Raw genomic sequence first — 26728 nt, 5'->3', positions numbered from 1 at the left:
TGCTACCAACTGCCGGACGCCCCGCCACCGCCAAAACTGCCGCCGCCCCCGCTGAAGCTGTCCGAGCTTGAACTGGAGCTTGCGCTGGAACTGCTGGAATCGAACCAGTCGAACGCACTGCTGCTCGAACCTGCGTCGCGCTCGACCCTGGTTTCGCGCCTGGCCGAATCGCCGCTGGCAACAACCGGCGAATCATTGCCGCTGCGCCATTGGGTCAGGAACCCGAACAACGGTACACCGACGAACACCAGGTAGAACAACCTCTCGAACCACCACATCCACTCGATGTCCTGGTACCAGCTTTTCTCCACCGAGCGGTACACCAGCCTCGGCCGGTCGGTGGACGACAGCACGTTCACGATGGACGTGGCCCCGGCAATGATCCCCGAGGAATACAGGTCGTCCTTGAAGTACGGAATGATCGAACCATCGATGATGAAGTGGGCCACTATGTCGTTGAGCCGCCCCTCCAGGCCGTAACCGACCTCGATCCGCACCTTGCGATCGTCCTTGGCCACCAGCAGCAGGACGCCGTTGTTCTTGTCCTTCTGGCCAATCCCCCAGTGCCGGCCCAACTGCAGGCCGAACTCCTCGATGCTGTGGCCACCCAGGCTCGGCACCGTGGCCACCACCACCTGGTCGGTGGTGGTCTGCTCGAGCCGTTCCAGCATCTGCGCCAGGTAGACCTGCGCGGATGGCGTGAGCAACTGCGCGGTGTCCACCACCCGCCCGGTCAGCTTGGGAAACAGCCGTTCGATCGGTGCCGCTGTCGCAGTGGTCGGTGCGGGCTCGACCTGGACAGCGGGTTGCGACGAACGCAACGGCACCCCATCCGTGGGTGTGGGCCCGGGTTGTTGCGCCAACACGGCGCCACTCACCAGCCATAGCCACAGCAGCGCGCCTCGCAGCACGCGCCGCCCGTGGCTCATCAGAATTTCACTTGCGGCGCTTTGTCGGCGTCGGGGCTGGTGGCCTCGAAGGATTCACGCACCGGCAGGTCGCTGTACATCAGGCTGTGCCACAGGCGGCCGGGGAAGGTGCGGATCTCGGTGTTGTACTTCTGCACCGCCAGGATGAAGTCGCGACGGGCCACGGCGATGCGGTTCTCGGTGCCTTCAAGCTGGGATTGCAGGGCCAGGAAGTTCTGGTTGGCCTTGAGGTCCGGATAACGCTCGGAGACCACCATCAGACGGCTCAGGGCTCCGCTCAACTGGTCCTGGGCCTGCTGGAACTGCTTGAGTTTTTCCGGGTTGTCCAGGGTGCTGGCGTCCACCTGGATCGAAGTGGCCTTGGCCCGCGCCTCGATCACCGCGGTCAGGGTGGCTTCCTCGTGCTTGGCGTAGCCCTTGACGGTCTCCACCAGGTTGGGGATCAGGTCGGCGCGGCGCTGGTACTGGTTCTGTACCTGGCCCCAGTCGGCCTTGACCTGCTCGTCCAGGGTCGGAATGTTGTTGATGCCGCAGCCGCTGAGCAGGCTGGTAAGCAGCAACAGGGCAGCGATGGGCCAACTCGAGCGCAGGCTTTGGGTGATGTTCATGGGTGGGGCTCCTTGCACAACCTGATGGAAAAGAATCTTTTGCCCGGTTTCACACATCCTGTGGGGCAAAATCTGCCTGCGCCACTGGAATGCATCGGGCTGATGGGCTAAAAGATGCCCAGCGCGAAAAAGAGTTCAGAAGTGTGCTGGATTTATCTGAACAACAATAGCCGCTCCCTAAATTTTGGCTGTTCGACGCGTCACTCATGCGTCGGTCTTGAGCCCTTGAGAACACTATTCATGAATAAGCTGTGTTTGCTGGGCCTGCTGGTCAGCCTGGCCAGTCACCCTGTGTTGGCCGAATCTGCCCCGGTCCCCCTGGAAAACAAAGAAGCCTTTATCAGCGATCTGCTCAAGCGCATGACCCTGGAAGAGAAGATCGGCCAGTTGCGCCTGATCAGCATCGGCCCGGAAATGCCCCGTGAGCTGATCCGCAAGGAAATCGCCGCGGGCAATATCGGCGGCACTTTCAACTCCATCACCCGCCCGGAAAACCGGCCGATGCAGGACGCGGCCATGCGCAGCCGGCTGAAGATCCCGATGTTCTTCGCCTATGACGTGATCCACGGCCACCGGACCATCTTCCCCATCAGCCTGGCCCTGGCGTCCAGCTGGGATATGGACGCCATCGGCCGCTCCGGGCGCATCGCCGCCAAGGAGGCCAGCGCCGACAGCCTGGACATCACATTCGCGCCGATGGTGGACATCTCCCGCGATCCTCGCTGGGGCCGTACCTCCGAAGGCTTCGGCGAAGACACCTACCTGGTCTCGCGCATTGCCAAGGTCATGGTCAATGCCTACCAGGGCCAGAGCCCGGCCTTGCCGGACAGCATCATGGCCAGCGTCAAGCACTTCGCCCTGTATGGCGCAGTAGAGGGCGGTCGCGACTACAACATCGTCGACATGAGCCCGGTGAAGATGTACCAGGACTACCTGCCGCCCTACCGCGCAGCCATTGACGCCGGTGCCGGCGGAGTGATGGTGGCCCTGAACTCCATCAACGGCGTGCCGGCCACCTCCAACACCTGGCTGATGAACGACCTGTTGCGCAAGGAATGGGGCTTCAAGGGCCTGGCGGTGAGCGACCACGGGGCGATCATCGAACTGATCCGCCACGGCGTCGCCAAGGACGGTCGCGAGGCCGCCAAGCTGGCAATCAAGGCCGGCATCGACATGAGCATGAACGACTCGCTGTACGGCAAGGAACTGCCGGGGCTGCTCAAGTCCGGCGAGATCGAGCAGAAGGACATCGACAACGCGGTGCGTGAAGTGCTGGCGGCCAAGTACGACATGGGCCTGTTCAAGGACCCTTATGTGCGCATCGGCAAGGCCGAGGACGACCCGGCCGACACCAACGCCGAAAGCCGCCTGCACCGCAGCGACGCCCGGGACATCGCCCGCCGCAGCCTGGTGCTGCTGAAGAACCACAACGACACCTTGCCGCTGAAGAAAACCGCGAAGATCGCCCTGGTCGGCCCCCTGGCCAAGGCCCCCATCGACATGATGGGCAGCTGGGCCGCCGCTGGCGTACCGGCGCAGTCGGTGACGCTGTACGACGGCATGCGCAACGTCCTGGGTGACAAGGCCCAACTGGTGTACGCCCGTGGCTCGAACATCACCGCCGACAAGAAGGTGGTGGATTACCTGAACTTCCTCAACTTCGATGCCCCGGAAGTGGTGGACGATCCGCGTCCGGCGCAGCAGATGATCGACGAAGCGGTCAAGGCGGCCAAGCAGGCGGACGTGATCGTGGCCGCTGTGGGTGAGTCCCGTGGCATGTCCCACGAGTCTTCGAGCCGCACCGACCTGCACATTCCCGCCAGCCAGCGCGAGCTGATCAAGGCCCTCAAGGCCACCGGCAAGCCTCTGGTGCTGGTGCTGATGAATGGCCGGCCGCTGTCACTGCTGGAAGAAAACCAGCAAGCCGACGCCATCCTGGAAACCTGGTTCAGCGGCACCGAGGGCGGCAACGCCATTGCCGACGTACTGTTCGGCGACTACAACCCGTCGGGCAAGCTGCCGATCACCTTCCCCCGCTCCGTGGGCCAGATTCCCACCTACTACAACCACCTGACCATTGGCCGGCCGTTCACGCCGGGCAAGCCGGGCAACTACACCTCGCAGTACTTCGACGACACCACCGGCCCGCTGTATCCGTTCGGCTATGGCTTGAGCTACACCAGCTTCAGCCTGTCGGACATGGCACTGTCCTCCACCACCCTGAACAAGAGCGGCAAGCTCGATGCCAGCGTGACCGTGAAGAACACCGGCAAGCGTGACGGCGAAACCGTGGTGCAGCTGTACATCCAGGACGTGGCCGGCTCAATGATTCGCCCGATCAAGGAATTGAAGAACTTCCAGAAAGTCATGCTCAAGGCCGGCGAAGAGAAGTCCATTCACTTCACCATCACCGAGGATGACCTGAAGTTCTACAACGCGCAGCTCAAGTACGCCGCGGAACCGGGCGACTTCAATGTACAGATCGGCCTGGATTCCCAGGACGTCAAGCAACAGAGCTTCGAACTGCTCTGACCTCCGACACCGGCCGGCGCATGACCTGCGCCGGCCGACTCCTTCTGCAATCCCCGCAATCCCCACAATCGCTGCAATATCTGTAGCCGCTGCCGAGCCTGCGAGGCTGCGCAAAGGTCCGCAGGACCTTGCTTGTTGATCTACCGCCAAACCTCCATCGGACTCACGACCGCCGCGACCGCTTCGCGCTCGTTCGCAGCCTCCGGCAGCGGCTACAGCCAGCCATGTCAGCCGTGACGGTCAGCCGCGCCGGTCCAGCAGGTTGACCACCAGGCGGTCGACCCAACCCCAGATCCGCTGTTTGACCCGCCGCCACAACGGCCGGTTGCGCCACTGTGCCAGGCTGATCTCTTCACTCTGGGCGAAGTCCGCCTCGAAGCTCGCCGCCACGGAGTGGGTCAGTGGCGGGTCCAGGGCCTCCAGGTTGGCTTCCAGGTTGAAGCGCAGGTTCCAGTGGTCGAAATTGCACGACCCCACACTGACCCAGTCGTCCACCAGCACCATCTTCAAATGCAGGAAACACGGCTGATACTCGAAAATCCGCACACCGGCCTTGAGCAAGCGCGGGTAGTAACGGTGCCCGGCATAGCGCACGGCCGGATGATCGGTGTGCGGTCCGGTCAGCAACAGGCGTACGTCGACGCCCCGGGCGGCGGCCTTGCGCAATGAGCGCCGCACCGACCACGTCGGCAAGAAGTAAGGCGTGGCCAGCCAGATGCGCTGCTGGCCGCTGTGCAGGGCACGAATCAGTGAATGCAGGATGTCGCGATGCTGACGCGAGTCGGCATACGCCACCCGGCCCATGCCCTCTCCCGAGTCAGGCACACGGGGCAGATGGGGCAGGCCGAAATCCACGTCGGGCCGCCAGGCGCCCTTGCGCAGGTTGGCGCTCCACTGGCGGTCGAACAGCCTTTGCCAGTCCAGCACCGCGGGCCCGGCGATCTCCACCATCACTTCATGCCAGTCGCAGCTGTTGTCCTCGGGCCGCCAGAATTCATCGGTAACCCCAGTACCGCCCACCACGGCCAGGGACTGGTCCACCAGCAACAGTTTTCGATGGTCGCGATACAGATTGAGAAAGCCCTGGCGCCACTTCAGGCGGTTGTAGAAACGCAGCTCGACACCGGCCGTGGTCAAGCGCAGGCGCAAGGCCTGGGTAAAAGCCAGGCTGCCATAGTCATCGAACAGACAGCGCACCCGCACCCCGCGCTCGGCAGCCTGGACCAGGGACTGGACCAGAGCGTCGGCACATGCGCCGGCTTCCACCAGATACAGCTCCAGCTCCACCTGCTGCCGGGCGCGGGCAATGGCCACCAGCATGCGCGGAAAGAACTGGGGACCGTCGATCAACAGCTCGAAGCGGTTGCCTTCACGCCAAGGGAACACCGCTCCGCGCATTTCAGCGCGCCGTGAAGATCAGTACCGCACCCACCGGTACCGAGAAACTGATGGCCGACAAGCCAGCCACTTTGCGCAGGCTGTCGAGGCCCGGTGCCAGGTTGAAGTCTTCGGCATTGAGAACCAGCGGTTCCAAGGTCACCACCTGGAAACGCCGCTCATCCAGGCGAGTGGCCAGCAGCTCGGCGTTGTAGGTGTGTTCCTGGCCGTGCAGGGCCACGGTGACCGGCAACAGCAGCTCGATCTGCGCCCCGGGGGCCAGGTCGTTGATCGGCCGCAGGTTGATCTGCGTCGTGATCTGCGCCTCGGGAAACTGCTGGACCTGGAACAGCTCCTGGCGCATGCGCTCATCGCGCAGGGGAATGCCGCTGCTGATCGAGTCCAGCTCGATCTGCAACCGGGCCTGGCCCTTGGCGTCGACCTTGCCGTGCAACACCAGAAAGCGCTGGACCTCGGAAATACTGGCGTTCTTGGTGGTCACGAAGGACACCCGGGAAGACTCGTTGTCCAGGTACCAGTTGGCCTGGGCCGGCAGGGCGAGTACCCCGAGCAGGCTGATAAGAAGGCGGATCGGCGTACGCATGCAAGCTCCCGTGAACAGAAGGCGCCACCTTAACCGGCTGCCAGGGGGCTGGCAAACACCGCGCTCAAGTGGGGCCCAGCCGTTGTAGACGGGGAATGGCTCAGGCAATGGACTTCTGCAATTGCTCAATGGTGTCGGCCAGCAATCCCAAGTGACGATTGCGCACCTGCTCGACACAGCTCAGATCCATCGGCCAATGCAGAGCGATGCTGCCGATCACCCGGCCTTCGGCCTGCAACGGCAGGGCCACGGCACGAATCAGAAAAGGCAGGCGTACCGGATATTCCCAGTGGCCCTCGGTACGCTGACCGAAGCCCAGATGCTGGGACTGGGCGCAAGCCTGCTGCTGGTCTTCGGCCGGTACTCGCTCACGCTCGGCCAGACGCTCGACTTCATCACTGGCCAGGGCCCCCAGGCAGGCCTTGCCCATGGCCGAATGAAACAGGCTGGCATGCTGGCCGACAATCCGGCTGTTGTTCGGGTAGCGCTTGCGCAACACCGCAGGCACCGCACTTTCCAGGACCTCAAGGTGCTCACCGTCAAAACTCGACAGGTCGCTGACCAGTCCGGTGCGTGCACTCAACTCCAGCATCCAGGGCGCCGCCTGCTCCACCAGATGGCGCTTGAAGCGTTGCCGGCTGTCGCCGAACAGGCTGCGGGCGCTCAGGCGATAACGCCTGTCGCTCAGGCCACGGTAGATCCAGCCCTGCTCCTGCAGGGTCAGCAACATGCGCGACACCGTGGCCTTGGCTAGCCCCGTCAGGTAGTGCAACTCCTCCAGGCCCAAGGCCTGGTGCTGGCCCAGCAACTCGACGATGGCCAGGGCCCGTTCCACGGAACGCACGCTGCCGGTTTCTACCTTGCTGGCCATAGTCCGAACTCCCTGACTGAAGATGGGTAAAGGTTTTTCCCAGCAAGATGCGGGCCTTAGGCTCTGTACGAAAAGTTTTGAGACGAAGGTCAGGCAAGGCGAAAACGGTCGAGGAAGCGGAGTTTACGGGTTGTAAATGAGCATTCCGAGACCGTTTTCAACGCAGCATCACCGAGTATCAAGGCTTTTCGTACAGAGCCTAGAACCCTATCAACGGCATTTGCCTGGTTACAGCAGGTTACCCGGAGGGCGTTGCCGCACCCAGTGCGTCAGTTGTTCGTGGGCATAGGCCAGTTGCAGCACGGCGTGGTCGGCCTGGGCCGGCCCGATGATCTGCAAGCCCATGGGCAGGCCCGCCAGATTGAACCCCACCGGAATGCTGATACTGGGCAGGCCGGCCAGGGTCGGACCGATCACCACTTCCATCCAGCGGTGATAAGTGTCCATTTCCTGCCCATCGATCTGCCTTGGCCAGGCCTGCCGTGCATCGAAAGGGAACACCTGGGCCGTGGGCAGCAGCAGAAAATCGTAACGTTCGAACAACCGCAGCAAGGCGCGATACCAATCGCTGCGACTCTGGGAAGCGCGGTACACGTCCGCGGCACTGAGGCTGGCCGCGCCCTCCACTTCCCAACGCGCCTCGGGCTTGAGCCAGCGGCGCTGGTCCGGGTCGTTGTGCAACAGCCCCAGGGAACCCTGGACCAGCCAGTGCCGGTGCACCAGCCAGCAGTCCCACAATTGCGCCATGGAAAACTCCGGCTGGCAGCTTTCCACTTCACAGCCCAGATGGGTGAAGTCGGCCAAGGCCTTTTCGCACAGGCTCAGGACGCCCTGCTCCATGGCCAGGTAGCCGTTGTAGTCACCCAGCCAGCCCAGGCGCAGGCCGCGTACATCCCGTTGCAGAGGCGCCTGCAACAGCGCCGGATCGTCCTTGAGGGACAAGGGCACTCGCGGATCGTATCCGGCCTGGGTGCTCAACAACCGCGCCACATCAGCCACCGTGCGCCCCATCGGCCCTTCGGTAGCCAGTTGCTGCACGAACAACTCAGGGGTCGGGCCGAATGGCACCCGCCCCTGGGAGGGGCGCATGCCGAACACGTTGTTGAAGGCCGCCGGATTGCGCAGCGAGCCCATCATGTCGCTGCCATCGGCCACCGGCAGCATGCGCAAGGCCAGGGCCACCGCCGCCCCGCCGCTGCTGCCGCCGGCGCTCAGGCTACTGTCATAGGCATTGCCGGTGGTGCCGAACAGCTGGTTGTAGGTATGGGAGCCCAGGCCGAACTCCGGCACGTTGCTCTTGCCGACAATGATCGCGCCGCTGGCCCGGACCCGGGCCACGCTGATGGCATCCACCTGGGGTACCTGATCGGCGAACAGCGGCGAGCCCATGCTGGTGGCCAGCCCTGCGGTGGCTGCCAGATCCTTGATCGCCTGGGGCATGCCATGCATCCAGCCCATGGACTGCCCCCGATCCAGTTGCCGGTCACGCTCATCGGCCTGGGCCAGCAGATCCTGCGGATCGCACAGGGAGACCAGGGCATTGACGCCCGGGTTGTAACGCTCGATCTGCTGCAGATAAGCCTGCATCACCTCGCGACAGGACAGCTCGCGCGCATGGATCGCCCGGGATAGTGCCAAGGCATCCAATTCGACGATGGACTCGTTGGCCATTGCTTCGCTGTGCTTGATCAAGACTCGCCTCCCAGGGTCACGGCATCGGGTTTGTCGTCTCTGACCGCGTCATGCATGCAGTAGATACCCAGCAGGCTGAGGATCGAGGTCAGCAAGACATAGAAGGATGGCGCCACCGGCGTGGCCATGACCTTGCTCAGCCAGGTCACGATCAAGGGCGCAAAGCCACCGAACAGCATCACCGTGACGTTATACGCCACCGACACCCCGGTGGAACGCACCTCGATGGGAAACTGCTCGGCCAGGGCCGTAGGACCGGGACCGAAAAAGCCGCCAATGGCACCGCACAGCAACATTTGCATCACCAGCAGGCGCTCAATGGACGGCGCCGCGGCGACCCACACATACAAGGGATAGACCATGACGAAAAACGCCAGGGTGAAGGCCATCAGCACTGGGCGCCGGCCGATGCGGTCCGACAGCGCCCCGGCAAAGGGAATCACCACGGTCATCAGGGCCACGGCGAACATCTGCACCAGCAGCACCTGATCCAGGGGCAGGCCGAGGTTGGTGTGGGCGAAGGTCGGCATGTTCACCAGCACCACATAGAAAGACACCGTGCTGCCGCAGCACAGGCCCATGGAGATCAGGATCGCCCGGCGATGGGCCGACACCACCTGCCACAGCCCCGGCCCCTCGCCACCTGCCTGCTTGCGCGCCTCGATGAAGGCCTCCGGCTCCTCCATGTACTTGCGAATCCACAGTCCCACCGGACCGATCAGCAGGCCGATCACGAACGGCAGGCGCCAGCCCCAGAGATCCAGGGTCTGCGGCGAAAAGAGGTGGGTCACCGCCGCCACCATCGCCGCTCCGCTGAACACCGCCAGGCACTGTCCTACCAACTGCCAGGAGCCATACAGCCCCTTCTTGTCCACCGGGGCACTTTCCACCAGGTAGGCCGTGGCGCTGGCGTACTCCCCCCCGGTGGCAAAGCCCTGGAGCATCCGCGCCACCACAATCAGCAACGGCGCGCCCAGGCCAATGGCCGCGTAGTTGGGGGCAAAGACGATCATCGCAATGGCCACGGTCATCAGCTGGATGATCACCAGCATCGCCGCCTTGCGGCCTTTGCGGTCGGAATACATGCCCAGCAGCACGCCGCCCACCGGGCGCATGAAAAAGCCCACGCCGAAGGTGGCCAGGGCCATCAGCAGCGAGGTGTACTCGTCTTCAGCCGGGAAAAACTGGCGGGCGATAAAGCTGGCGAGAAAGCCATAGACGATGAAGTCGTACCATTCCAGGGCGTTGCCAACCACGGCGGCAACCACTTGCCGGGTCTTGGAAACAGCAGGTGTCAAGACGCTCATGGGAGGTTCCTTGATACTTTTGAGCCTTCTTGCGGGCTCGGAAAAGTGCCGGACGCATGGCACGCCCGGGCCGCACAGCGCTACAGGAACAGGAGGGCTCAGACGGGCTTGAGCCAGCTCTCCGCCAGGGCGCCCCAATAGGCCGCACCGGTGAGCAGGATGTCGTCGTTGAAGTCGTAACCCGGGTTATGCACCATCGGTTGCGCTACGCCATTGCCGATGAACAGGTAGCTGCCGGGGCAGCGCTGCAGCATCCAGCCGAAGTCTTCGCTGCCCATCAGCTTCGGCGTATTGCCATTGACCGCCTCGGCCCCCACCAGCTCGACACCGACCCGCCGGGCAAACTCGGTTTCTTCCGGGCTGTTGATCAGCACCGGATAAGCCGGGCGATGGTCGATGCTGGCGCTGCAGCCAAAGCTTTCGGCCTGGGTGCGGATGATCGACTTGACTCGCTCCAGCATCTGCTCGCGCACCGGTGCGTTGAGGGCCCTGAGGCTCAGGCGCAGTAACGCCTGCTGGGGAATCACGTTGGCCGCCTCACCCGCCTGCAAGGCCCCCACCGTCACCACCGCCGCTTCCTGCGCGTCGATATTGCGCGCCACCACCGTCTGCAAGGCCATGACCATGCTGGCCGCGGCCACCAAGGGGTCCACCGCCAGGTGGGGCATGGAGCCGTGACCGCCGACGCCTTCGACAATCACCTCAAGCAGGTCCTGGGACGCCATCATCGGCCCTTCGCGAAAGCCCAGGTGACCGGCCGGCAGCCCAGGCATGTTGTGCAGGCCGAACAGCGCATCACAGGGGAAGCGTTCCAGCAGGCCATCGGCAAGCATCGCCTCGGCACCGCCCTGGCCTTCTTCCGCGGGCTGGAAGATCAGGTTCAGGGTGCCGTCGAACGCTCGGGTCGCCGCCAGGTAGCGCGCCGCCCCCAGCAGGATGGTGGTGTGGCCGTCATGCCCGCAGGCGTGCATGCAACCGCCATGGCGGCTGCTGTAGGGAACCCCGGTGTTCTCGATGATCGGCAAGGCGTCCATGTCCGCCCGCAGGCCCAGGGTGCGTGTGCCCGTGCCGTTGCGCAGAACACCCACGACCCCGGTTCGGCCGACGCCGGTGTGCACTTCATAACCCCACTCCTGCAGACAGCGAGCCACCAGCGCCGAAGTGCGTTGCTCTTCGAAACCCAGTTCCGGGTGGGCATGAATATCCTGGCGGATGGCCCGCAGATCGCTGGCAATGTCGTTGAGCCAGGCAAGGATGTGCTGGTGTCGGGTCATGGCGTATCTCCTCTGGGCCGGGTGGCTTCCCGTTCTTTTTTTCGGAGCGTTGCACGAGGCGCCGGAGCGTGCTCGAAGCTCGGCGTCAGATAACCGCGAGCCGGAGCACAGGACAATCAAATGTGGTTCCACTGGATGGAACACATAATCTGCAGCGCTGCCTGATCCAGGGATCAGGGGGCGAGGCGACAGCCTTCCCGGGGGCCTAGCCAGAGCGCGCTGTGGGTACGCCCCAGGGCGCTGGCGGTAACACGTCGGCTCTGCGGCTCATCGCTAAAACCGTTGATGGGCAGGTACTGGCGCACATAGGCGCGACAGTAGTCGGCAGGTTGTTGCATCACGTAGCGGCAGGAGCAGTACTCCTTGGCGGTGTAGGCACCGAGGATATCCGGGAAGGCTTGCAGGGCCACCCGGTGCTGCCAGCTCCAGCCCAGCAGCAGGAGCAGCGCCACCAACACCAGGCCGAGCAGCGGATGACGGCGGAAAAAGGCCCGACGCTTCATGGTCGCCCCTGGCTGGAAAACGCCGCCAGGACTCGCTTGAGCAATTCATTGTGCCGATAGCTGCCATCGCGATCATCGCCGTAACGCACGATCACCAGGCGCTGCGCCGGCAGGACATACAGCGCCTGTCCCCAGTGCCCCAGGGCCGCATAGGTATCCGCCGGAGCATCGGGCCAGGGCTGAGGAGCACCGTCCACCGAGCGGTTGAGCCACCAGTGCCCGCCCGCCACCGCCTCATCCTGGTTGGCCCGATAGCCGGCAAAGGGCGTGCGGCTGAACTCGACCCAGGCCCTGGGCAGCAACTGCCGATCACGCCAGCGACCCTCGCGCAGCATCAACAGGCCGACACGGGCCAGATCGCGGGCCGTCAGGTAGAGGTAGGAAGACGCCACGAAGGTGCCGGCGGCGTCGCGTTCCCAAACCGCCTGGGTGATGCCCAGCGGTTCGAACAGGGCCTGCCAGGGGTAGTCCGCGTACTGGTCTGCCCCGACCATCCCCCGCAGGCTGGCCGCCAGCAGGTTGCTATCGCCGCTGGAATAACGGAAGACCTGCCCCGGTGGGGTGGAGCGCGCCTGCTGTGCAGCAAATGCCGCCATGTCCCGATGCCCGCGGGTGTAGAGCATGGCCACCACTGAGGAGTTGAGGGGGGCGTACTCGTAGTCTTCCTGCCAATCCAGACCCGAGGCCCAATGCAACAAGTCACCCAGGGTGATGGCCGGATGCGGCTGCAGCGCCGGGTAATATTTTGCCGCGGGGTCCTGGAGCTGGAAGCGGCCTTCACCGTAGGCAACGCCCAACACCACCGCCAACAGGCTTTTGCTGGCAGACCAGATGAGATGGGGCGTCTGTGGTCCGGTGGCGCCGGCGTAGCGCTCGTAAATCACTTGGCCATCGCGGATCACCAGCAAGGCGTCAGTGCGAATGCCTTTTTGGGACTGGTCGTCCCTGGGCACAAAGGCATAGTCCTCCAGAGCCTTGAGCGCCGGGCCGCTGACAGTCGGCCCCCGACTCCATTGCTGCGCCGGCCACTCCTCGGCCCTGGCCGGCAAGCAGAGGTACACCAGTAACGCCAGCAGAATCGGAGCCTTGGCCATGGATGACACTCGAACAACGTCAGTGGCCGAGCCTAGTCCAGGCTGATGACAATTTCACTGCAAGTGCCCCCGTTTGTTGGAGCTGGCTGGCCAGCGCAGACGTCATCGAGCCTTGTGCGAGGCCCTCGGGCCCTTTCGCCGGCAAGCCGGCTCCTACGCAAGGGGAGGCCGCTGCTGAAACGAGGCCAGGGCTTTGGCCAGGCGTTGTTCCCGGGCGCTGGCCGCCAGGTCCAGCAGGGCCTGGTCACGGGACCATTGGTTGCGCCAATGCTCGGGGCCATTGGCGAATGCGGCGTCGATTTCAGGCCGCAATACCTGGAACTGCGTGAACAAACCAGCCAATAGAATGTGCCCGCCACTCAAGGAGGGATTCTGCCGACTGACTTCGGCACAACCTGCAAGCAACCCCAGCACCTGCAACTGCAAGGGCTGCGGCCAGCCGCTGTCCTGCCCCACGCCATACAGCCAGGCGAGCATGGCGCTCAGGACATAGATGTCCTCCAGGGTGCGGAAGGGTTTGACATAGGCGTCCCAGCCATCGCCGGCCAGCAGTTCGCAGGCGGCGTTTTCCAGCAACAGGCAGCCGTGGCTGATCTCTGGCATCAGGGCGATGGCGGGCAGGGTCTGGACCTTGACCCCAGGCTCCCCGGCATAGACCACGGTCAGGCGCAAGGCTGCCCGCTCACCCGGGGCCTCGCTGCGGGCCGCCACCAACAGCCAGTCGGCGGCATCGCCAGCGGTCACGAAATCCTTGCGCCCCTGCAGGCGCAGATCCTCCAGCCGGGTCTGCATGTCCGCCGGACGCAGACTGCGGCGTTCGGTCGCGCACATAGCCCCCAGGCTTTGCGGCGCACTGGGCCACAACATGCGCAACGCCGCCTGGTAACCCACCAGGAACGCCAGCCCCGGAGTCTCCATCAGGCGGCCGCCGAGCACCGCCAGTTCGAAGGGCGTAACACTGCCCAAATGGGCCAGCAAAGCCCCGTAGCCCTCGGCCAGATCGGGGTTGACGGGCAGTCGGTCACGGCTCTCGAGCAGGGCTTGCCAGGGCATTCGAAGATCCTCAGGGGCTGTCATATAAGCATCACCAAAGCTTCATGGCGATGACACCGGGGCTACATAGCCTGACTTTGCACAACAAAGTCGATTGGCTGCAACCCAAGGCGGGTCGGTAGCCCGCACGGAGATTCACGATGACTCAGATCGCCCGCATCAGCGACACCGGCACTGAACGCCGCCTGCAAGCCGAACGCCTGATTGGCGCCCAGGCCCTGCAAGAAGCCCAGGCCCTGCGTTTCAACGTCTTCAGCGGCGAGTTCAACGCCAAGCTCAAGGGCGCGGAATGGGGTCTGGACATGGATGACTATGATGTTCACTGCAGCCACATCGGTGTACGCGACTTGAACACCGGGCGTCTGGTGGCCACTACCCGCCTGCTGGACCATCAGGCCGCCAGCAGCCTGGGACGCTTCTACAGCGAGGAAGAGTTCAGCCTGCACGGCCTGGCGCACCTCAAGGGCCCCATCCTGGAAATCGGCCGTACCTGCGTCGACCCGGCCTATCGCAACGGCGGCACCATCGCCGTGCTCTGGGGCGAGCTGGCCGAAGCGCTCAACCAGGGCGGTTACAGCTACCTGATGGGTTGCGCCAGTATCCCCATGCAGGACGGCGGCATCCAGGCCCAGGCCATCATGCAACGGCTGCGCGAGCGCTACCTGAGTACCGAACACCTGCGGGCCGAGCCGAAGCACCCGCTGCCCAGCCTGGATATTCCTTCCAATGTCATCGCCGAGATGCCGCCACTGCTCAAGGCCTACATGCGCCTGGGGGCGAAGATCTGCGGCGAACCCTGCTGGGACCAGGACTTCCAGGTCGCCGACGTGTTCATCCTGCTCAAGCGCGACGAGTTGTGCCCGCGTTATGCCCGGCACTTCAAGGCGGCGGTCTGATGCGCCGGCTGCGGGTCTACGGGCGCATCGCCCGGGTACTGCTGGTGGTCGCGCTGGGCCTGAGCATGGCCAGTATCTTCGGCTTGCTGGAACGCCTGGGGGTCGCCAACTCCATGGTCCGGCGCCAGCGCTGGTCGCGGTTCTTCATGGCTCGCCTGAGCAATGCCCTGCCGTTTCGGGTCACGGTGCACGGCGAGTTGCCTCGCCAGCCGATGCTCTGGGTCAGCAATCACGTGTCCTGGACCGATATTCCGCTGCTGGGCATGTTGACGCCGCTGTCGTTCCTGTCCAAGGCCGAGGTGCGCACCTGGCCGGTGGCGGGCTGGCTGGCGGCCAAGGCCGGCAGCCTGTTCATCCGTCGTGGGGCCGGTGACAGCCAGCTGATCCGCAAGCAGATGACCCGCCACCTGCAAGAGCAGCACCCGCTGCTGCTGTTTCCTGAAGGCACCACCACCGACGGCCGTGGCCTGCGCACCTTCCACGGCCGCCTGCTGGCCAGCGCCATCGATGCCGAGGTGTCCCTGCAACCCGTGGCGATCCGTTATTTGCGCGATGGCCAGATCGATACCCTGGCCCCCTTCATTGGCGACGACGACCTGCTCTCGCACCTGATGCGGCTGTTTGCCAACGATCAGGGCCGAGTGGAAATCCATGTGCTCAAGCCCATTGCCTGCCAGGGCCAGGAACGTGCGGCGCTGGCCTTCCAGGCTCAGCAAGCCGTGCAGAAAGCCCTGTTCGGTGATGTCGTGCAGCCCGCCGAACCACGCCGCAACGGCGAACTGGTCGCCGCCTGAAACTCTCTGTAGGAGCCGGCTTGCCGGCGAAAAGGCCTTCAAGCCTGGCGTCATTCATGAAGGCGCCTTCGCTGGCAAGCCAGCTCCTACCGGGGGAACGTTCGTCAGGGCAACTGGGTGTGCTGCGCGGCGAATGCCTGCAACTGCGGGTAGAAGGCTCGGAAATCTTCGCTCAAGGGCTGATACAGCCGCTCCAGCTCGATCATCGCTGCAGTCAATTCCTCTGGCCGTGACAGGCGTCGGGCAATGCCCCGCAAGACCTGCTCCAACACCGCGAAATCCCGATAGGAACCCAGCCAGTCATCCGCCGCCATGTACGGCGCAATCTGTGCCAGGCGCGCCGGCAGTTGCGGCTCGGCCGCCAGCACCCGGTACACCTCGGCGGTGAACAGCGGCAAGGGACGATCGGCGTAATGAGCCCAGTCACGGGCCAGGCAGTGGTCGAAGAACACGTCGATGACGATGCCGGCATAGCGCCGCCGGGTCAGGGAGAAACGCGACAGTGCCGCCGTCACCAGAGGATGGCTGTCGGTGTAGGTATCGATGCGCCGATGCAGCTGGATCGCCGCCTCGACCTCGGGGGCAAACTGCCCTTGCAGGCGGCCTTTGACGAAATCGCCATACAGGCTGCCGAGTAATTGACCCGGACGCTGGCCGCCAAGGTGTAGATGTGCGAGATAATTCATTCGCGCAGCTTAGCACCGCGCCCAACATATCGTTATAACCCGATATACCGATAAGTGATGATTTAAGATCAAAATCATATTGGTATATCGCGAAATAACGATTTAAATTTCGCCTCATCGCGATACAACGTTTTATGGAAAACGAGCACCGCCATGTCCCTCGACCTCGACGAAATAATAAAAGCCCTGGCACATCCGGTTCGCAGGGAAATCCTGCACTGGCTGAAAGACCCGACAGTCGAATTTCCCGATCAGGCTCACAGCAATGAGCACGGCGTCTGTGCCGGACAAATTGATCAACGCTGCGGCCTGTCGCAGTCGACCGTGTCCGCCCACCTCGCCACGTTGCAACGCGCAGGCCTGATCAGCAGCCGGAAAGTCGGCCAATGGCATTTTTTCAAACGCAATGAGGAAGTCATCCAGCAGTTCCTCACGCAAATGAGCCAACAGCTCTGATCTGACAAGGACCCGACAATGCCCCTTTCACTCATCATCCTGGCCTTGAGTGCCTTCGCCATCGGCACCACCGAGTTCGTCATCATGGGGCTTTTGCCCGATGTGGCGGCGGACCTCGGGGTGTCGATTCCCGGTGCCGGCTGGCTGGTGACCGGCTACGCCCTGGGCGTGGCCATCGGCGCGCCGTTCATGGCCCTGGCCACCGCACGGCTGCCGCGCAAGGCAGCCCTGGTAGCACTGATGGGGATCTTCATTGTCGGCAACCTGCTGTGTGCACTGGCCAGTGATTACAACGTGCTGATGTTCGCCCGGGTAATCACGGCGCTGTGCCACGGTGCCTTCTTCGGTATCGGTTCAGTGGTGGCCGCCGGCCTGGTGCCCGCCAACAAGCGCGCCTCGGCCGTGGCCCTGATGTTCACCGGCCTGACCCTGGCCAACGTACTCGGCGTGCCCCTGGGTACTGCCCTGGGCCAGGCAGCCGGCTGGCGTTCGACCTTCTGGGCGGTGACGGTCATCGGTGTGGTGGCGCTGATCGGCCTGCTGCGCTTTTTGCCGGCCAAGCGCGATGAGGAAAAACTCGATATGCGCGCGGAACTGGCGGCCCTCAAGGGCGCGGGGATCTGGCTATCCCTGAGCATGACCGCACTGTTCGCCGCGTCGATGTTCACCCTCTTCACCTACGTTGCGCCGCTGCTCGGCGATGTCACCGGCGTCTCGCCCCGGGGCGTGACCTGGACCCTGCTGCTGATCGGCCTGGGCCTGACCCTGGGCAACATCATCGGCGGCAAGCTGGCGGACAAGCGCCTGGGCGCCACCCTGATCGGCGTGTTCGCGGCTATGGCCGTGGTCTCCACCGTACTGACCTGGACCAGCGTGGCGTTGATTCCCACCGAGATCACTCTGTTCCTCTGGGCCACCGCTTCGTTTGCTGCGGTGCCGGCTTTGCAGGTCAATGTGGTGACCTTCGGCAAAGCCGCACCCAACCTGGTTTCGACCCTGAACATCGGCGCTTTCAACATCGGCAACGCCCTGGGCGCCTGGGTCGGCGGCAGCGTCATCGCCCACGGTTTCGGCCTGACCAGCGTGCCCCTGGCGGCGGCGGTCCTGGCGATCCTGGCCTTGCTGGTGACGCTGATTACCTTCCGCCAGGGCGGCAACGCCGAACTGGCTGCTGCAACCCACTGATCCGTTCCTTTCCTATATAGAAGGCTGTATTCCATGACCACTCTCTTTGATCCGATCAAGATCGGCGACCTCGAGCTGTCCAACCGCATCATCATGGCCCCACTGACCCGCTGCCGCGCCGACGCCGGCCGCGTGCCCAATGCGCTGATGGCCGAGTACTACGTGCAGCGGGCCTCCGCAGGCCTGATCCTCAGCGAGGCCACCTCGGTGACCCCAATGGGGGTGGGCTACCCGGACACCCCCGGCATCTGGTCCAACGACCAGGTGCGTGGCTGGGCCAATGTAACCAAGGCCGTGCACGGCGCTGGCGGCAAGATCTTCCTGCAGCTGTGGCACGTGGGGCGGATTTCCCACCCGTCCTACCTGGACGGTGAAACGCCAGTGGCGCCAAGCGCCATCCAGCCCAAGGGCCATGTCAGCCTGGTGCGTCCACTGGCCGACTACCCAACCCCGCGAGCCCTGGAAACCGCTGAGATCGCCGACATCGTCGACGCTTACCGGGTCGGTGCGGAAAACGCCAAGGCCGCCGGTTTCGACGGTGTGGAAATCCACGGCGCCAACGGTTACCTGCTGGATCAGTTCCTGCAAAGCAGCACCAACCAGCGTACCGACCAGTACGGCGGTTCTCTGGAGAACCGTGCCCGCCTGCTGCTGGAAGTCACCGACGCCGCCATCGAGGTCTGGGGCGCCGGCCGAGTGGGCGTGCACCTGGCACCCCGTGCCGACTCCCATGACATGGGCGACGACAACCTGGCAGAGACGTTCACCTACGTAGCCCGCGAGCTGGGCAAACGCGGCATCGCCTTTATCTGCTCCCGCGAGAAAGAAGGCGCCGACAGCCTGGGCCCGCAGTTGAAAGCGGCTTTCGGTGGCCCCTACATCGCCAACGAGCGCTTCACCAAGGACAGTGCCAATGCCTGGCTGGCCGCCGGCAAGGCTGACGCCGTCGCGTTCGGTGTACCTTTCATCGCCAACCCGGACCTGCCGGCCCGCTTGAAGGCCGATGCTCCCTTGAATGAGGCGCATCCGGAAACCTTCTACGGCAAGGGCCCGGTGGGCTACATCGACTACCCAGCGCTGTAAGCCTGCCTCTGAAAATAGAAAGCCCCGACTCTCGCGAGCCGGGGCTTTTCTTTGAGTGCCAGGATTAACGCTTGCGTTGAGTCCAGGCCACCGCCAGCCCGCTCAGGCAGATCACCGCAATCCCGATAAGGCCGTAGCGGTCCGGGGCGTGGTCGAAGATCAGGTAGCCATAAAGGCCAGCGAACAGTATCTGTCCGTAGCTGAAAGGCGCCAGCATCGCCGGGGCGGCATGACGGAAGGCCTGGGTCAGCAGCATATGGCCAAGCATGCCGCAGGTGCCGAGGCCGATCATGAACAGGCCGTGGACAAAGCTTGGCGTGCTCCAGAAAAACGGCAACAACGCGCTCATGATCAGGCTGTTGAAGATCCCGGTCAGGAAGTTGCTGGTGGTCGGGCTGTCGATGCCGCTGAGCTTGCGGGTGAGCAACTGATAAAAGCCGAAGCACAGCGCCGACCCCAGGGGCAGCAGGATCGCCGGAGTGAAGAGAACGCCACCAGGGCGCACCACGATCAGCACCCCGACGAAGCCCGCGAGCACCGCCAGCCATTGCCCGCGGCTGACCCGCTCGCCCAGGAACGGCACAGACAAGGCCGTGACCAGCAAGGGCGCAAGAAAGTTGACCGCGGTAGCTTCCGCCAGGGGGATATAGCGCAGGCCAGTGGTGAACAGCAGGCTGGTGCCGATCAGGCACAAGGCCCGGAGCAGTTGCAGGCCGGGACGCTTGGTTCGTACCACCGCGGAAAAACCGCTGCGAGGGACGAACACCACCAGCATCATCAAGGTATGAACCACGTAACGAGCCCAGACCACCATGACGATGGGGTAAAAGGCCGAGAGATATTTGGACAGCGTGTCGTGACTGGCGAAGAGCAGAACCGCCAGACAAATCAGGGCGATCCCCTTGATTGGCTGTTCTGCGCCTTTGAACGGTGAAGGGTTCACACTCATTCACACACCCGCAACAAAATCACTACAAAATACGTAGCTCGCTATCTATCAAGATGCAGCCAGCCCGTATATAAAAGCACCCCATCGCGATCCGGCGAGCGCGGTAATGAATCTCCCTCGCCGTAAATCTTGACATAACTGGACTCAATTACGCATTTTGTCTTAATGACGCAGGTTCGGGCTCAAGCGCAGCATGTCCAGCCCGATGTCGATCCAGCGCTCTGCCTCGGTGTGCAGAGCGAAGCTGTCAGGGGCCAGCAGCCATTGATAAAGGATGCCATCGATAAAGGCCCGCATGCTGATAGCCGCTCGCATAGTGTCGAGGTTTTCGGGCAATTGCCCACGATTCACTGCATTGGTCAGCGCCAACTCGATACGCAGGTTGCAGTCCAGGCTGGCGGCACGACGCTGGCGACGCAGGTCGCACATTTCATCGGTGAATTCGCACTTATGAAACAGAATTTCATTAATGCGTCGGGTTTTCGGGTCCAGGGCAACTTGATGAAACAAATGAATGAGCAACTTGCGCATCCAGCCCAACGGATCCATTTCATCTACATTTTCACTGGCGGCAGCCATCTCATCCAAGGGTTCACGCAGGCTGTCGAGCATGGCCTGTACCAGATCGGCCTTATTGCTGAAGTGCCAATAGATGGCACCCCGAGTCACCCCTGCCAGCGCCGCGATATCGGCCAGGGTGGTACGCGCCACGCCACGCTCGTAAAAGGCCTTTTCGGCGGCCTCGAGTATCTGGCTGCGAGTTTCTTGAGCTTCCTCTTTGGTACGACGGACCATGGCAGTAAAACCTCGATCAGGATCTTTCAGCGATGCGTGAAGACCTTCTGAATAAATATGGAACGGCATCTCGAGTGCCGTTTGCCCAACCTACAATTCAACACCTACAGGGGCTTTTGTAACCGGATGGGTACGCCGCCAGGGTATTTACAAACAACCATGAACGTAAGTATATTCCTTAGCAAGCTACTAATCCACTCAGCCAACTCTTTTTACCCTTCCACTTTTCTTGTGCGCATCTTGCGTGCCTGACCCGAGGATCTTCATGCAACTCAAGCCAGCTGTTACCGCTCTGGTCACTGCCGTCGCCCTGGCATCGCTGCTCAGCGGATGTAAAAAGGAAGAGGCGGCGCCAGCCCCTCAAGCCCCTCAGGTCGGCGTCGTTACCCTGCAACCACAAGCCTTTACCTTGACTTCCGAACTCCCGGGCCGGACCACTGCTTTCCGCATCGCCGAAGTTCGCCCACAGGTAAACGGGATCATTCTCAAGCGTCTGTTCAAAGAAGGCGGAGATGTTAAGGAAGGTCAGCAGCTTTATCAGATCGATCCATCGGTCTATGAGGCAACGCTGAAGAGCGCCGAGGCCAATCTGCAATCGACCAAGTCAATTGCAGATCGCTACAAGCAATTGGTCGATGAGCAGGCCGTGAGCCGCCAGGAATACGACACCGCCGTGGCCAACCGTCTGCAATCGGAAGCCTCCCTACAAAGTGCCCAGATCAACCTGCGCTTCACCAAAGTGCTGTCGCCCTTGACCGGCCGCATTGGCCGCTCCTCGGTGACCGAAGGCGCCCTGGTCAGCAACGGCCAGGCCAATGCCATGGCGGTGATCCAGCAGTTGGACCCGATCTACGTCGACGTCACCCAGTCCTCGGTTGAGCTGCTGGAATTGCGCCGCGAGCTGGAAAGCGGTCGCCTGCAGAAAGTCGGCGACAACGCCGCCAAGGTCAAACTGACTCTGGAAGACGGCAGCCAGTACAAGCTCGACGGCAAGCTGGAGTTCTCCGAAGTCTCGGTGGATGAAACCACCGGCTCGGTGACCCTGCGCGCCGTGTTCCCCAACCCCCAGCACACCCTGTTGCCGGGCATGTTCGTCCACGCCCAGCTGCAAGCTGGGGTGAACAGTGCGGCGATCCTGGCCCCACAACAAGGCGTGACCCGCGACCTGAAAGGCACCCCGACCGCCCTGGTGGTTGGCCCGGACAACAAGGTCGAGCTGCGCCAGCTCAAGGCCAGCCGCACCGTCGGTAGCCAGTGGCTGGTGGAAGATGGCCTGAAAGCTGGTGATCGGCTGATCACCGAAGGCCTGCAATTCGTCAAGCCGGGCATTGAAGTCAAGGCCAGCGAAGCGACCAATGTAGCAACCAAGAACCCGGCCCCTGCACAGGCAACTGACAAAGCTGCAGGCGGCAAAGGGGAGTAAACCATGTCGAAATTTTTTATCGACCGTCCGATTTTCGCCTGGGTAATTGCCCTGGTGATCATGTTGGTCGGGGCTCTATCGATCCTCAAATTGCCGATCAACCAGTACCCGAGCATCGCCCCTCCGGCGATTGCGATCTCCGTGACCTACCCAGGCGCTTCTGCACAGACCGTGCAGGACACCGTGGTCCAGGTGATCGAGCAGCAGCTCAACGGTATCGACAACCTGCGTTACGTGTCCTCGGAAAGTAACTCCGACGGCAGCATGACCATCACCGCCACCTTCGAGCAGGGCACCAACTCGGACACCGCGCAGGTCCAGGTACAGAACAAGCTCAACCTGGCCACCCCGCTGCTGCCGCAAGAAGTGCAGCAACAGGGTATCCGCGTAACCAAGGCAGTGAAGAACTTCCTGCTGGTGATCGGCGTGGTTTCCGAGGACGGCAGCATGTCCAAGGACGACCTGTCGAACTACATCGTGTCGAACATGCAGGACCCGATCTCGCGGACCGCGGGTGTGGGTGACTTCCAGGTGTTCGGTGCCCAGTACGCCATGCGGATCTGGCTCGACCCGGCCAAGCTGAACAACTTCAACCTGACCCCGGTGGACGTGAAGACCGCGGTTGCCGCGCAGAACGTCCAGGTGTCCTCCGGCCAGCTCGGTGGCCTGCCCGCCCTGCCCGGCCAGCAGCTGAACGCCACCATCATCGGCAAGACTCGCCTGCAGACGGCCGAGCAGTTCAAGGCAATCCTGCTCAAGGTCAACAAGGACGGTTCGCAAGTACGCCTGGGTGATGTTGCCGATGTAGCGCTGGGCGGCGAGAACTACGCCATCAGCGCCCAGTTCAACGGCAAGCCGGCTTCCGGTCTGGCGGTGAAACTGGCCAACGGCGCCAACGCCCTGGACACCGCCAAGGCGCTGCGCAAGACCATCAGCGACCTGGAACCCTTCTTCCCGCAAGGCATGAAGGTGGTGTTCCCGTACGACACCACGCCAGTGGTGACCGAATCCATCAAGGGTGTGGTTGAAACCCTGGTGGAAGCGATTGTCCTGGTGTTCCTGGTGATGTTCCTGTTCCTGCAGAACTTCCGCGCCACGGTGATCACCACCATGACGGTGCCGGTGGTACTGCTGGGGACCTTCGGCATCCTTGCGGCGGCCGGCTTCAGCATCAACACCCTGACCATGTTCGGCATGGTACTGGCCATCGGCTTGCTGGTGGACGACGCCATCGTCGTGGTGGAAAACGTCGAACGGGTGATGCACGAGGAAGGTCTGTCACCCAAGGAAGCGACGAAGAAATCCATGGGCCAGATCCAGGGCGCCCTGGTGGGTATCGCCCTGGTGCTGTCCGCGGTACTGCTGCCGATGGCCTTCTTCAGCGGCTCCACGGGCGTGATCTACAAACAGTTCTCGATCACCGTGGTGTCGGCCATGGCCCTGTCGGTGCTGGTGGCCCTGATCTTCACCCCGGCCCTGTGCGCCACCATGCTCAAGCCTGTGGTTGCGGGGCAGAATCACGAGAAGCGCGGCTTCTTCGGCTGGTTCAACCGCACCTTCGATCGCAGCGTGAAAAGCTACGAGCGCGGCGTCGGCAACATGCTGCGCCACAAGGTCCCGTACCTGCTGGCCTACGTATTGATCGTCCTGGGCATGATCTGGCTGTTCACCCGCATCCCGACCGCGTTCCTGCCGGAAGAAGACCAGGGCGTTCTGTTCGCCCAGGTACAGACCCCAGCCGGCTCCAGTGCCGAACGGACCCAGGTGGTGGTGGACGAGATGCGCGCCTACCTGCTGGACAAGGAAAAGGACACCGTGGCTTCGGTGTTCACCGTGAACGGCTTCAACTTCGCCGGTCGCGGCCAGAGCTCGGGCATGGCCTTCATCATGCTCAAGCCCTGGGGCGAGCGCTCCGCAGAAAACAGCGTGTTCAACCTGGCGGCCCGCGCCCAGCAGCACTTCTTCAGCTTCCGTGACGCGATGGTGTTCGCCTTCGCCCCTCCGGCGGTACTGGAGTTGGGTAACGCCACCGGTTTCGACGTGTTCCTCCAGGATCGCGCCGGTATCGGCCACGAGAAACTCATGGCGGCACGCAACCAGTTCCTCGGCATGGCCGCCCAGAGCAAGGTGCTGTCCCAGGTGCGTCCGAACGGCCTGAACGATGAACCGCAGTACCAGTTGACCATCGATGACGAGCGCGCCAGTGCCTTGGGCGTGACCCTCACCGATATCAACAACACCCTGTCGATTGCCCTGGGCAGTAGCTACGTCAACGACTTCATCGACCGCGGTCGAGTGAAGAAGGTCTACATCCAGGGTCAGGCCGGTGCTCGCATGAGCCCTGAAGACCTGAAGAAGTGGTACGTACGCAACAGCGCCGGGACCATGGTGCCGTTCTCCGCCTTCGCCAAGGGCGAGTGGATCTACGGTTCGCCGAAACTGGCCCGTTACAACGGCGTGGAAGCCATGGAAGTCCTCGGTGCTCCAGCCCCTGGCTACAGTACCGGTGAGGCCATGGCCGAAGTCGAAGCCATTGCCGCCAAGCTGCCGCCGGGTGTGGGCATTTCCTGGACCGGTCTGTCCTACGAGGAACGCCTGTCGGGTTCCCAGGCCCCAGCGCTGTACGCCTTGTCCCTGCTGATGGTGTTCCTGTGTCTGGCAGCCCTGTATGAAAGCTGGTCGATTCCGATCGCGGTCATGCTGGTGGTGCCTCTGGGGATCATCGGTGCACTCATGGCCACCAGCCTGCGGGGTCTGTCCAACGACGTGTACTTCCAGGTGGGGCTGTTGGTGACCATCGGCCTGGCGGCGAAAAACGCCATTCTGATCGTCGAGTTCGCCAAGGAACTGCACGAGCAGGGCCGCTCCCTGGTGGACGCAGCGGTGGAAGCCTGCCGCATGCGTCTGCGGCCGATCATCATGACCTCCCTGGCCTTCGTCCTCGGGGTTGTGCCACTGGCCATCTCCACCGGCGCCGGCTCGGGCAGCCAGCATGCGATCGGTACCGGGGTGATTGGCGGTATGCTCACCGCGACGATCCTGGCGATCTTCTGGGTGCCATTGTTCTTCGTCACCGTGTCGTCCATGGGCCGCAGGAAAGCGGACCAATCAGAAACTACTGCAACTGCTAATGAGGCTGGCCAATGAGCAAGTCGCTACTCTCCCTGGCAATCACCGCCATCGCGCTAAGTGGTTGCTCGCTGATACCGGATTATCAGCAACCGCAGGCGCCGGTGGCGGCGCAATTCCCCCAAGGTCCTGCCTACTCGCCCAAGGAGGCCGCCAACGTGGCGGCCGCCGAACAGGGCTGGCGGCAATTCTTCCATGACCCGGCGTTGCAGCAGCTGATCCAGACTGCACTGGAAAACAACCGCGACCTCAAAGTCGCGGCGCTGAACATCGATGCCTACGCCGCGCAGTACCAGATCCAGCGGGCTGACCTGTTCCCTGCGGTTTCGGCCAACGCCAGCGGTAGCCGCCAGCGTACTCCAGCACGCATGTCGCAGACCGGCGAAGCCGGGATCACCAGCCAGTACTCGGCCACCGTGGGCGTCAGCGCCTATGAGCTGGACCTGTTCGGCCGGGTTCGCAGCCTGAGCGAGCAAGCCCTGCAGACCTACTTCTCCAGCGAAGAGGCCCGGCGCAGCACCCAGATCAGCCTGGTGGCCAGCGTGGCCAATGCCTACATGACCTGGCAGGCCGACAAGGAACTGCTGAAACTGACCCAGGACACCCTCGCTGCCTACGAGGAAAGCTACCGGCTGACCTCCCGCAGCAACGAAGTGGGCGTCGCCTCGGCACTGGACCTGAGCCAGGCACGAACCTCGGTGGAAAACGCCCGGGTTCAACTGGCCCGTTACACCCGCCAGGTGGCCCAGGATGAAAACAGCCTGACGCTGCTGCTGGGCACGGCGATTCCGAGCAATCTGCCGGCGGCCCAGCCGCTGTCGGCCAATCTGTTGAGCGAGCTGCCGGCCGGTCTGCCGTCGGAACTGCTGCAACGGCGTCCGGACATCCTCGAAGCCGAGTACAAGCTCAAAGCAGCCAACGCCAATATCGGCGCGGCGCGGGCGGCGTTCTTCCCGAGCATCAGCCTGACGGCCAACGCCGGCACCTTGAGCCCGGACCTTTCCGGGCTGTTCAAGGGCGGTTCGGGAACCTGGCTGTTCCAGCCGCAGATCAATCTGCCAATCTTCAACGCCGGCAGCCTGCGGGCCAGCCTGGACTACTCGAAGATCCAGAAAGACATCAGCGTCGCGCAGTACGAGAAGTCCATCCAGACCGCCTTCCAGGAAGTCTCCGATGGCTTGGCCGCACGCCAGACCTACAACCAGCAGTTGCAGGCCCAGCGTGACTTCGTCAACGCCAACCAGGACTACTACCGCCTGGCCGAGCGTCGCTATCGCATCGGGGTCGACAGCAACCTGACCTTCCTCGACGCCCAGCGCTCGCTGTTCAGTGCCCAGCAGGCCTTGATCACCGATCGCCTGTCGCAGCTGACCAGCGAGGTCAACCTGTACAAGGCCCTCGGCGGCGGCTGGAGCGAACAGACCGCGAAGAACGAGCCACTGGCTGAAAAGGCCCCGGCGCTGCACCTGTTCTGAAGCACAGTCTGTC

General features: G+C 63.1%; 23 protein-coding genes. 9 read left to right on the top strand and 14 right to left on the bottom strand.

The annotated features are described in order from the left end of the window. Positions 1 to 2 precede the first annotated feature (2 nt). Positions 3 to 929, bottom strand: coding sequence for a TPM domain-containing protein (locus LOY69_RS06815; protein WP_110595021.1), 927 nt, complete (start codon positions 927 to 929; stop codon positions 3 to 5). Next, positions 929 to 1537 carry a LemA family protein gene (locus tag LOY69_RS06810; protein WP_110595020.1) on the bottom strand — a complete coding sequence of 203 codons (609 nt, stop codon included), beginning with the start codon at positions 1535 to 1537 and terminating at the stop codon, positions 929 to 931. The genes LOY69_RS06815 and LOY69_RS06810 overlap by 1 nt, the downstream gene beginning before the upstream one ends. A gap of 240 nt (positions 1538 to 1777) precedes the next feature. Here LOY69_RS06810 and bglX point away from each other — a divergent pair, with 240 nt between their 5' ends. Further along, a complete protein-coding gene (gene bglX, locus LOY69_RS06805; protein WP_102878661.1) occupies positions 1778 to 4069 on the top strand; it encodes a beta-glucosidase BglX in 2292 nt (763 codons plus the stop codon). A 240-nt stretch (positions 4070 to 4309) separates the two neighbouring features. Here bglX and LOY69_RS06800 read toward each other — a convergent pair whose 3' ends face one another. The 9 genes from LOY69_RS06800 to LOY69_RS06760 all read right to left on the bottom strand — a co-directional run bounded on the left by LOY69_RS06800 (position 4310) and on the right by LOY69_RS06760 (position 13844). After that, entirely contained in the window at positions 4310 to 5467 is a 1158-nt protein-coding gene (locus LOY69_RS06800) for a phospholipase D-like domain-containing protein (protein WP_102878660.1), read from the bottom strand. A 1-nt stretch (position 5468) separates the two neighbouring features. After that, entirely contained in the window at positions 5469 to 6050 is a 582-nt protein-coding gene (locus tag LOY69_RS06795) for a YceI family protein (protein ID WP_102861522.1), read from the bottom strand. A gap of 100 nt (positions 6051 to 6150) precedes the next feature. Continuing rightward, complete coding sequence (locus LOY69_RS06790; RefSeq protein ID WP_102861521.1) at positions 6151 to 6921, bottom strand: IclR family transcriptional regulator; 771 nt, start codon at positions 6919 to 6921, stop codon at positions 6151 to 6153. A 228-nt stretch (positions 6922 to 7149) separates the two neighbouring features. After that, entirely contained in the window at positions 7150 to 8592 is a 1443-nt protein-coding gene (locus LOY69_RS06785) for an amidase (RefSeq protein ID WP_102861724.1), read from the bottom strand. 17 nt (positions 8593 to 8609) lie between these two features. After that, positions 8610 to 9920 carry an MFS transporter gene (locus LOY69_RS06780; protein ID WP_265074293.1) on the bottom strand — a complete coding sequence of 437 codons (1311 nt, stop codon included), beginning with the start codon at positions 9918 to 9920 and terminating at the stop codon, positions 8610 to 8612. A 98-nt stretch (positions 9921 to 10018) separates the two neighbouring features. Further along, positions 10019 to 11194 (bottom strand): M20 aminoacylase family protein, encoded by a 1176-nt coding sequence (locus tag LOY69_RS06775; protein ID WP_102878658.1) that lies wholly within the window; start codon positions 11192 to 11194, stop codon positions 10019 to 10021. Positions 11195 to 11367: 173 nt separating this feature from the next. Then, entirely contained in the window at positions 11368 to 11697 is a 330-nt protein-coding gene (locus LOY69_RS06770) for an amidase (protein WP_102878657.1), read from the bottom strand. Further along, positions 11694 to 12791 (bottom strand): serine hydrolase domain-containing protein, encoded by a 1098-nt coding sequence (locus LOY69_RS06765; RefSeq protein ID WP_265074292.1) that lies wholly within the window; start codon positions 12789 to 12791, stop codon positions 11694 to 11696. Before LOY69_RS06765 ends, LOY69_RS06770 begins: the two co-directional genes overlap by 4 nt. 153 nt (positions 12792 to 12944) lie before the next feature. Next, positions 12945 to 13844 (bottom strand): acyl-CoA dehydrogenase, encoded by a 900-nt coding sequence (locus tag LOY69_RS06760; RefSeq protein ID WP_213664844.1) that lies wholly within the window; start codon positions 13842 to 13844, stop codon positions 12945 to 12947. A 140-nt stretch (positions 13845 to 13984) separates the two neighbouring features. Here LOY69_RS06760 and olsB point away from each other — a divergent pair, with 140 nt between their 5' ends. Then, positions 13985 to 14740 (top strand): L-ornithine N(alpha)-acyltransferase, encoded by a 756-nt coding sequence (olsB, locus tag LOY69_RS06755; protein ID WP_265074291.1) that lies wholly within the window; start codon positions 13985 to 13987, stop codon positions 14738 to 14740. Then, entirely contained in the window at positions 14740 to 15534 is a 795-nt protein-coding gene (locus tag LOY69_RS06750) for a lysophospholipid acyltransferase family protein (protein ID WP_102878654.1), read from the top strand. Before olsB ends, LOY69_RS06750 begins: the two co-directional genes overlap by 1 nt. A gap of 104 nt (positions 15535 to 15638) precedes the next feature. On the opposite strand, the gene LOY69_RS06745 is transcribed toward LOY69_RS06750, so the two are convergent. Next, on the bottom strand, positions 15639 to 16220 hold the full coding sequence (locus tag LOY69_RS06745) for an ACP phosphodiesterase (RefSeq protein ID WP_102878653.1): 582 nt from the start codon (positions 16218 to 16220) through the stop codon (positions 15639 to 15641). Between the two features lie 153 nt (positions 16221 to 16373). On the opposite strand from LOY69_RS06745, the gene LOY69_RS06740 reads away from it, so the two are divergent. Genes LOY69_RS06740 through LOY69_RS06730 form a run of 3 tightly spaced genes read left to right on the top strand, consistent with a single transcriptional unit; the run spans position 16374 to position 18944 of the window. After that, entirely contained in the window at positions 16374 to 16676 is a 303-nt protein-coding gene (locus LOY69_RS06740; protein ID WP_016965050.1) for an ArsR/SmtB family transcription factor, read from the top strand. 18 nt (positions 16677 to 16694) lie between these two features. Next, positions 16695 to 17861 (top strand): MFS transporter, encoded by a 1167-nt coding sequence (locus LOY69_RS06735; RefSeq protein ID WP_110595012.1) that lies wholly within the window; start codon positions 16695 to 16697, stop codon positions 17859 to 17861. Positions 17862 to 17894: 33 nt separating this feature from the next. Then, entirely contained in the window at positions 17895 to 18944 is a 1050-nt protein-coding gene (locus LOY69_RS06730; RefSeq protein WP_102878651.1) for an alkene reductase, read from the top strand. 64 nt (positions 18945 to 19008) lie between these two features. On the opposite strand, the gene LOY69_RS06725 is transcribed toward LOY69_RS06730, so the two are convergent. Together LOY69_RS06725 and emhR are read right to left on the bottom strand one after the other, a co-directional pair. Next, the gene (locus tag LOY69_RS06725) at positions 19009 to 19893 is read right to left on the bottom strand and encodes a DMT family transporter (protein ID WP_265074290.1); all 885 of its coding nucleotides are present in this window, start codon (positions 19891 to 19893) and stop codon (positions 19009 to 19011) included. Positions 19894 to 20055: 162 nt separating this feature from the next. Continuing rightward, on the bottom strand, positions 20056 to 20688 hold the full coding sequence (gene emhR / locus LOY69_RS06720) for an efflux system transcriptional repressor EmhR (protein WP_102861509.1): 633 nt from the start codon (positions 20686 to 20688) through the stop codon (positions 20056 to 20058). Between the two features lie 265 nt (positions 20689 to 20953). Here emhR and emhA point away from each other — a divergent pair, with 265 nt between their 5' ends. The 3 genes from emhA to adeC are packed head-to-tail and all read left to right on the top strand — an operon-like array spanning position 20954 to position 26715. Continuing rightward, entirely contained in the window at positions 20954 to 22111 is a 1158-nt protein-coding gene (emhA, locus tag LOY69_RS06715) for an efflux RND transporter periplasmic adaptor subunit EmhA (protein ID WP_102861508.1), read from the top strand. 3 nt (positions 22112 to 22114) lie between these two features. Further along, a complete protein-coding gene (locus LOY69_RS06710) occupies positions 22115 to 25258 on the top strand; it encodes an efflux RND transporter permease subunit (protein WP_102861507.1) in 3144 nt (1047 codons plus the stop codon). Further along, positions 25255 to 26715, top strand: coding sequence for an AdeC/AdeK/OprM family multidrug efflux complex outer membrane factor (adeC, locus tag LOY69_RS06705; RefSeq protein WP_110651861.1), 1461 nt, complete (start codon positions 25255 to 25257; stop codon positions 26713 to 26715). Before LOY69_RS06710 ends, adeC begins: the two co-directional genes overlap by 4 nt. Positions 26716 to 26728: the final 13 nt, after the last annotated feature.

The organism is Pseudomonas sp. B21-059, assembly GCF_026016285.1.
Classification (GTDB): Bacteria; Pseudomonadota; Gammaproteobacteria; order Pseudomonadales; family Pseudomonadaceae; genus Aquipseudomonas; species Aquipseudomonas danubii.
Note: the sequence above shows the minus strand (reverse complement) of the source record. Positions and strands in the feature narration are given on the sequence as shown.

Excerpts from the sequence above, each read along its gene's own strand:
- LOY69_RS06815 (WP_110595021.1), bottom strand. The coding sequence starts at position 929 with ATGAGCCACGGGCGGCGCGTGCTGCGAGGCGCGCTGCTGTGGCTATGG.
- LOY69_RS06810 (WP_110595020.1), bottom strand. The coding sequence starts at position 1,537 with ATGAACATCACCCAAAGCCTGCGCTCGAGTTGGCCCATCGCTGCCCTG.
- bglX (WP_102878661.1), top strand. The coding sequence starts at position 1,778 with ATGAATAAGCTGTGTTTGCTGGGCCTGCTGGTCAGCCTGGCCAGTCAC.
- LOY69_RS06800 (WP_102878660.1), bottom strand. The coding sequence starts at position 5,467 with ATGCGCGGAGCGGTGTTCCCTTGGCGTGAAGGCAACCGCTTCGAGCTG.
- LOY69_RS06795 (WP_102861522.1), bottom strand. The coding sequence starts at position 6,050 with ATGCGTACGCCGATCCGCCTTCTTATCAGCCTGCTCGGGGTACTCGCC.
- LOY69_RS06790 (WP_102861521.1), bottom strand. The coding sequence starts at position 6,921 with ATGGCCAGCAAGGTAGAAACCGGCAGCGTGCGTTCCGTGGAACGGGCC.
- LOY69_RS06785 (WP_102861724.1), bottom strand. The coding sequence starts at position 8,592 with ATGGCCAACGAGTCCATCGTCGAATTGGATGCCTTGGCACTATCCCGG.
- LOY69_RS06780 (WP_265074293.1), bottom strand. The coding sequence starts at position 9,920 with ATGAGCGTCTTGACACCTGCTGTTTCCAAGACCCGGCAAGTGGTTGCC.
- LOY69_RS06775 (WP_102878658.1), bottom strand. The coding sequence starts at position 11,194 with ATGACCCGACACCAGCACATCCTTGCCTGGCTCAACGACATTGCCAGC.
- LOY69_RS06770 (WP_102878657.1), bottom strand. The coding sequence starts at position 11,697 with ATGAAGCGTCGGGCCTTTTTCCGCCGTCATCCGCTGCTCGGCCTGGTG.
- LOY69_RS06765 (WP_265074292.1), bottom strand. The coding sequence starts at position 12,791 with ATGGCCAAGGCTCCGATTCTGCTGGCGTTACTGGTGTACCTCTGCTTG.
- LOY69_RS06760 (WP_213664844.1), bottom strand. The coding sequence starts at position 13,844 with ATGCCCTGGCAAGCCCTGCTCGAGAGCCGTGACCGACTGCCCGTCAAC.
- olsB (WP_265074291.1), top strand. The coding sequence starts at position 13,985 with ATGACTCAGATCGCCCGCATCAGCGACACCGGCACTGAACGCCGCCTG.
- LOY69_RS06750 (WP_102878654.1), top strand. The coding sequence starts at position 14,740 with ATGCGCCGGCTGCGGGTCTACGGGCGCATCGCCCGGGTACTGCTGGTG.
- LOY69_RS06745 (WP_102878653.1), bottom strand. The coding sequence starts at position 16,220 with ATGAATTATCTCGCACATCTACACCTTGGCGGCCAGCGTCCGGGTCAA.
- LOY69_RS06740 (WP_016965050.1), top strand. The coding sequence starts at position 16,374 with ATGTCCCTCGACCTCGACGAAATAATAAAAGCCCTGGCACATCCGGTT.
- LOY69_RS06735 (WP_110595012.1), top strand. The coding sequence starts at position 16,695 with ATGCCCCTTTCACTCATCATCCTGGCCTTGAGTGCCTTCGCCATCGGC.
- LOY69_RS06730 (WP_102878651.1), top strand. The coding sequence starts at position 17,895 with ATGACCACTCTCTTTGATCCGATCAAGATCGGCGACCTCGAGCTGTCC.
- LOY69_RS06725 (WP_265074290.1), bottom strand. The coding sequence starts at position 19,893 with ATGAGTGTGAACCCTTCACCGTTCAAAGGCGCAGAACAGCCAATCAAG.
- emhR (WP_102861509.1), bottom strand. The coding sequence starts at position 20,688 with ATGGTCCGTCGTACCAAAGAGGAAGCTCAAGAAACTCGCAGCCAGATA.
- emhA (WP_102861508.1), top strand. The coding sequence starts at position 20,954 with ATGCAACTCAAGCCAGCTGTTACCGCTCTGGTCACTGCCGTCGCCCTG.
- LOY69_RS06710 (WP_102861507.1), top strand. The coding sequence starts at position 22,115 with ATGTCGAAATTTTTTATCGACCGTCCGATTTTCGCCTGGGTAATTGCC.
- adeC (WP_110651861.1), top strand. The coding sequence starts at position 25,255 with ATGAGCAAGTCGCTACTCTCCCTGGCAATCACCGCCATCGCGCTAAGT.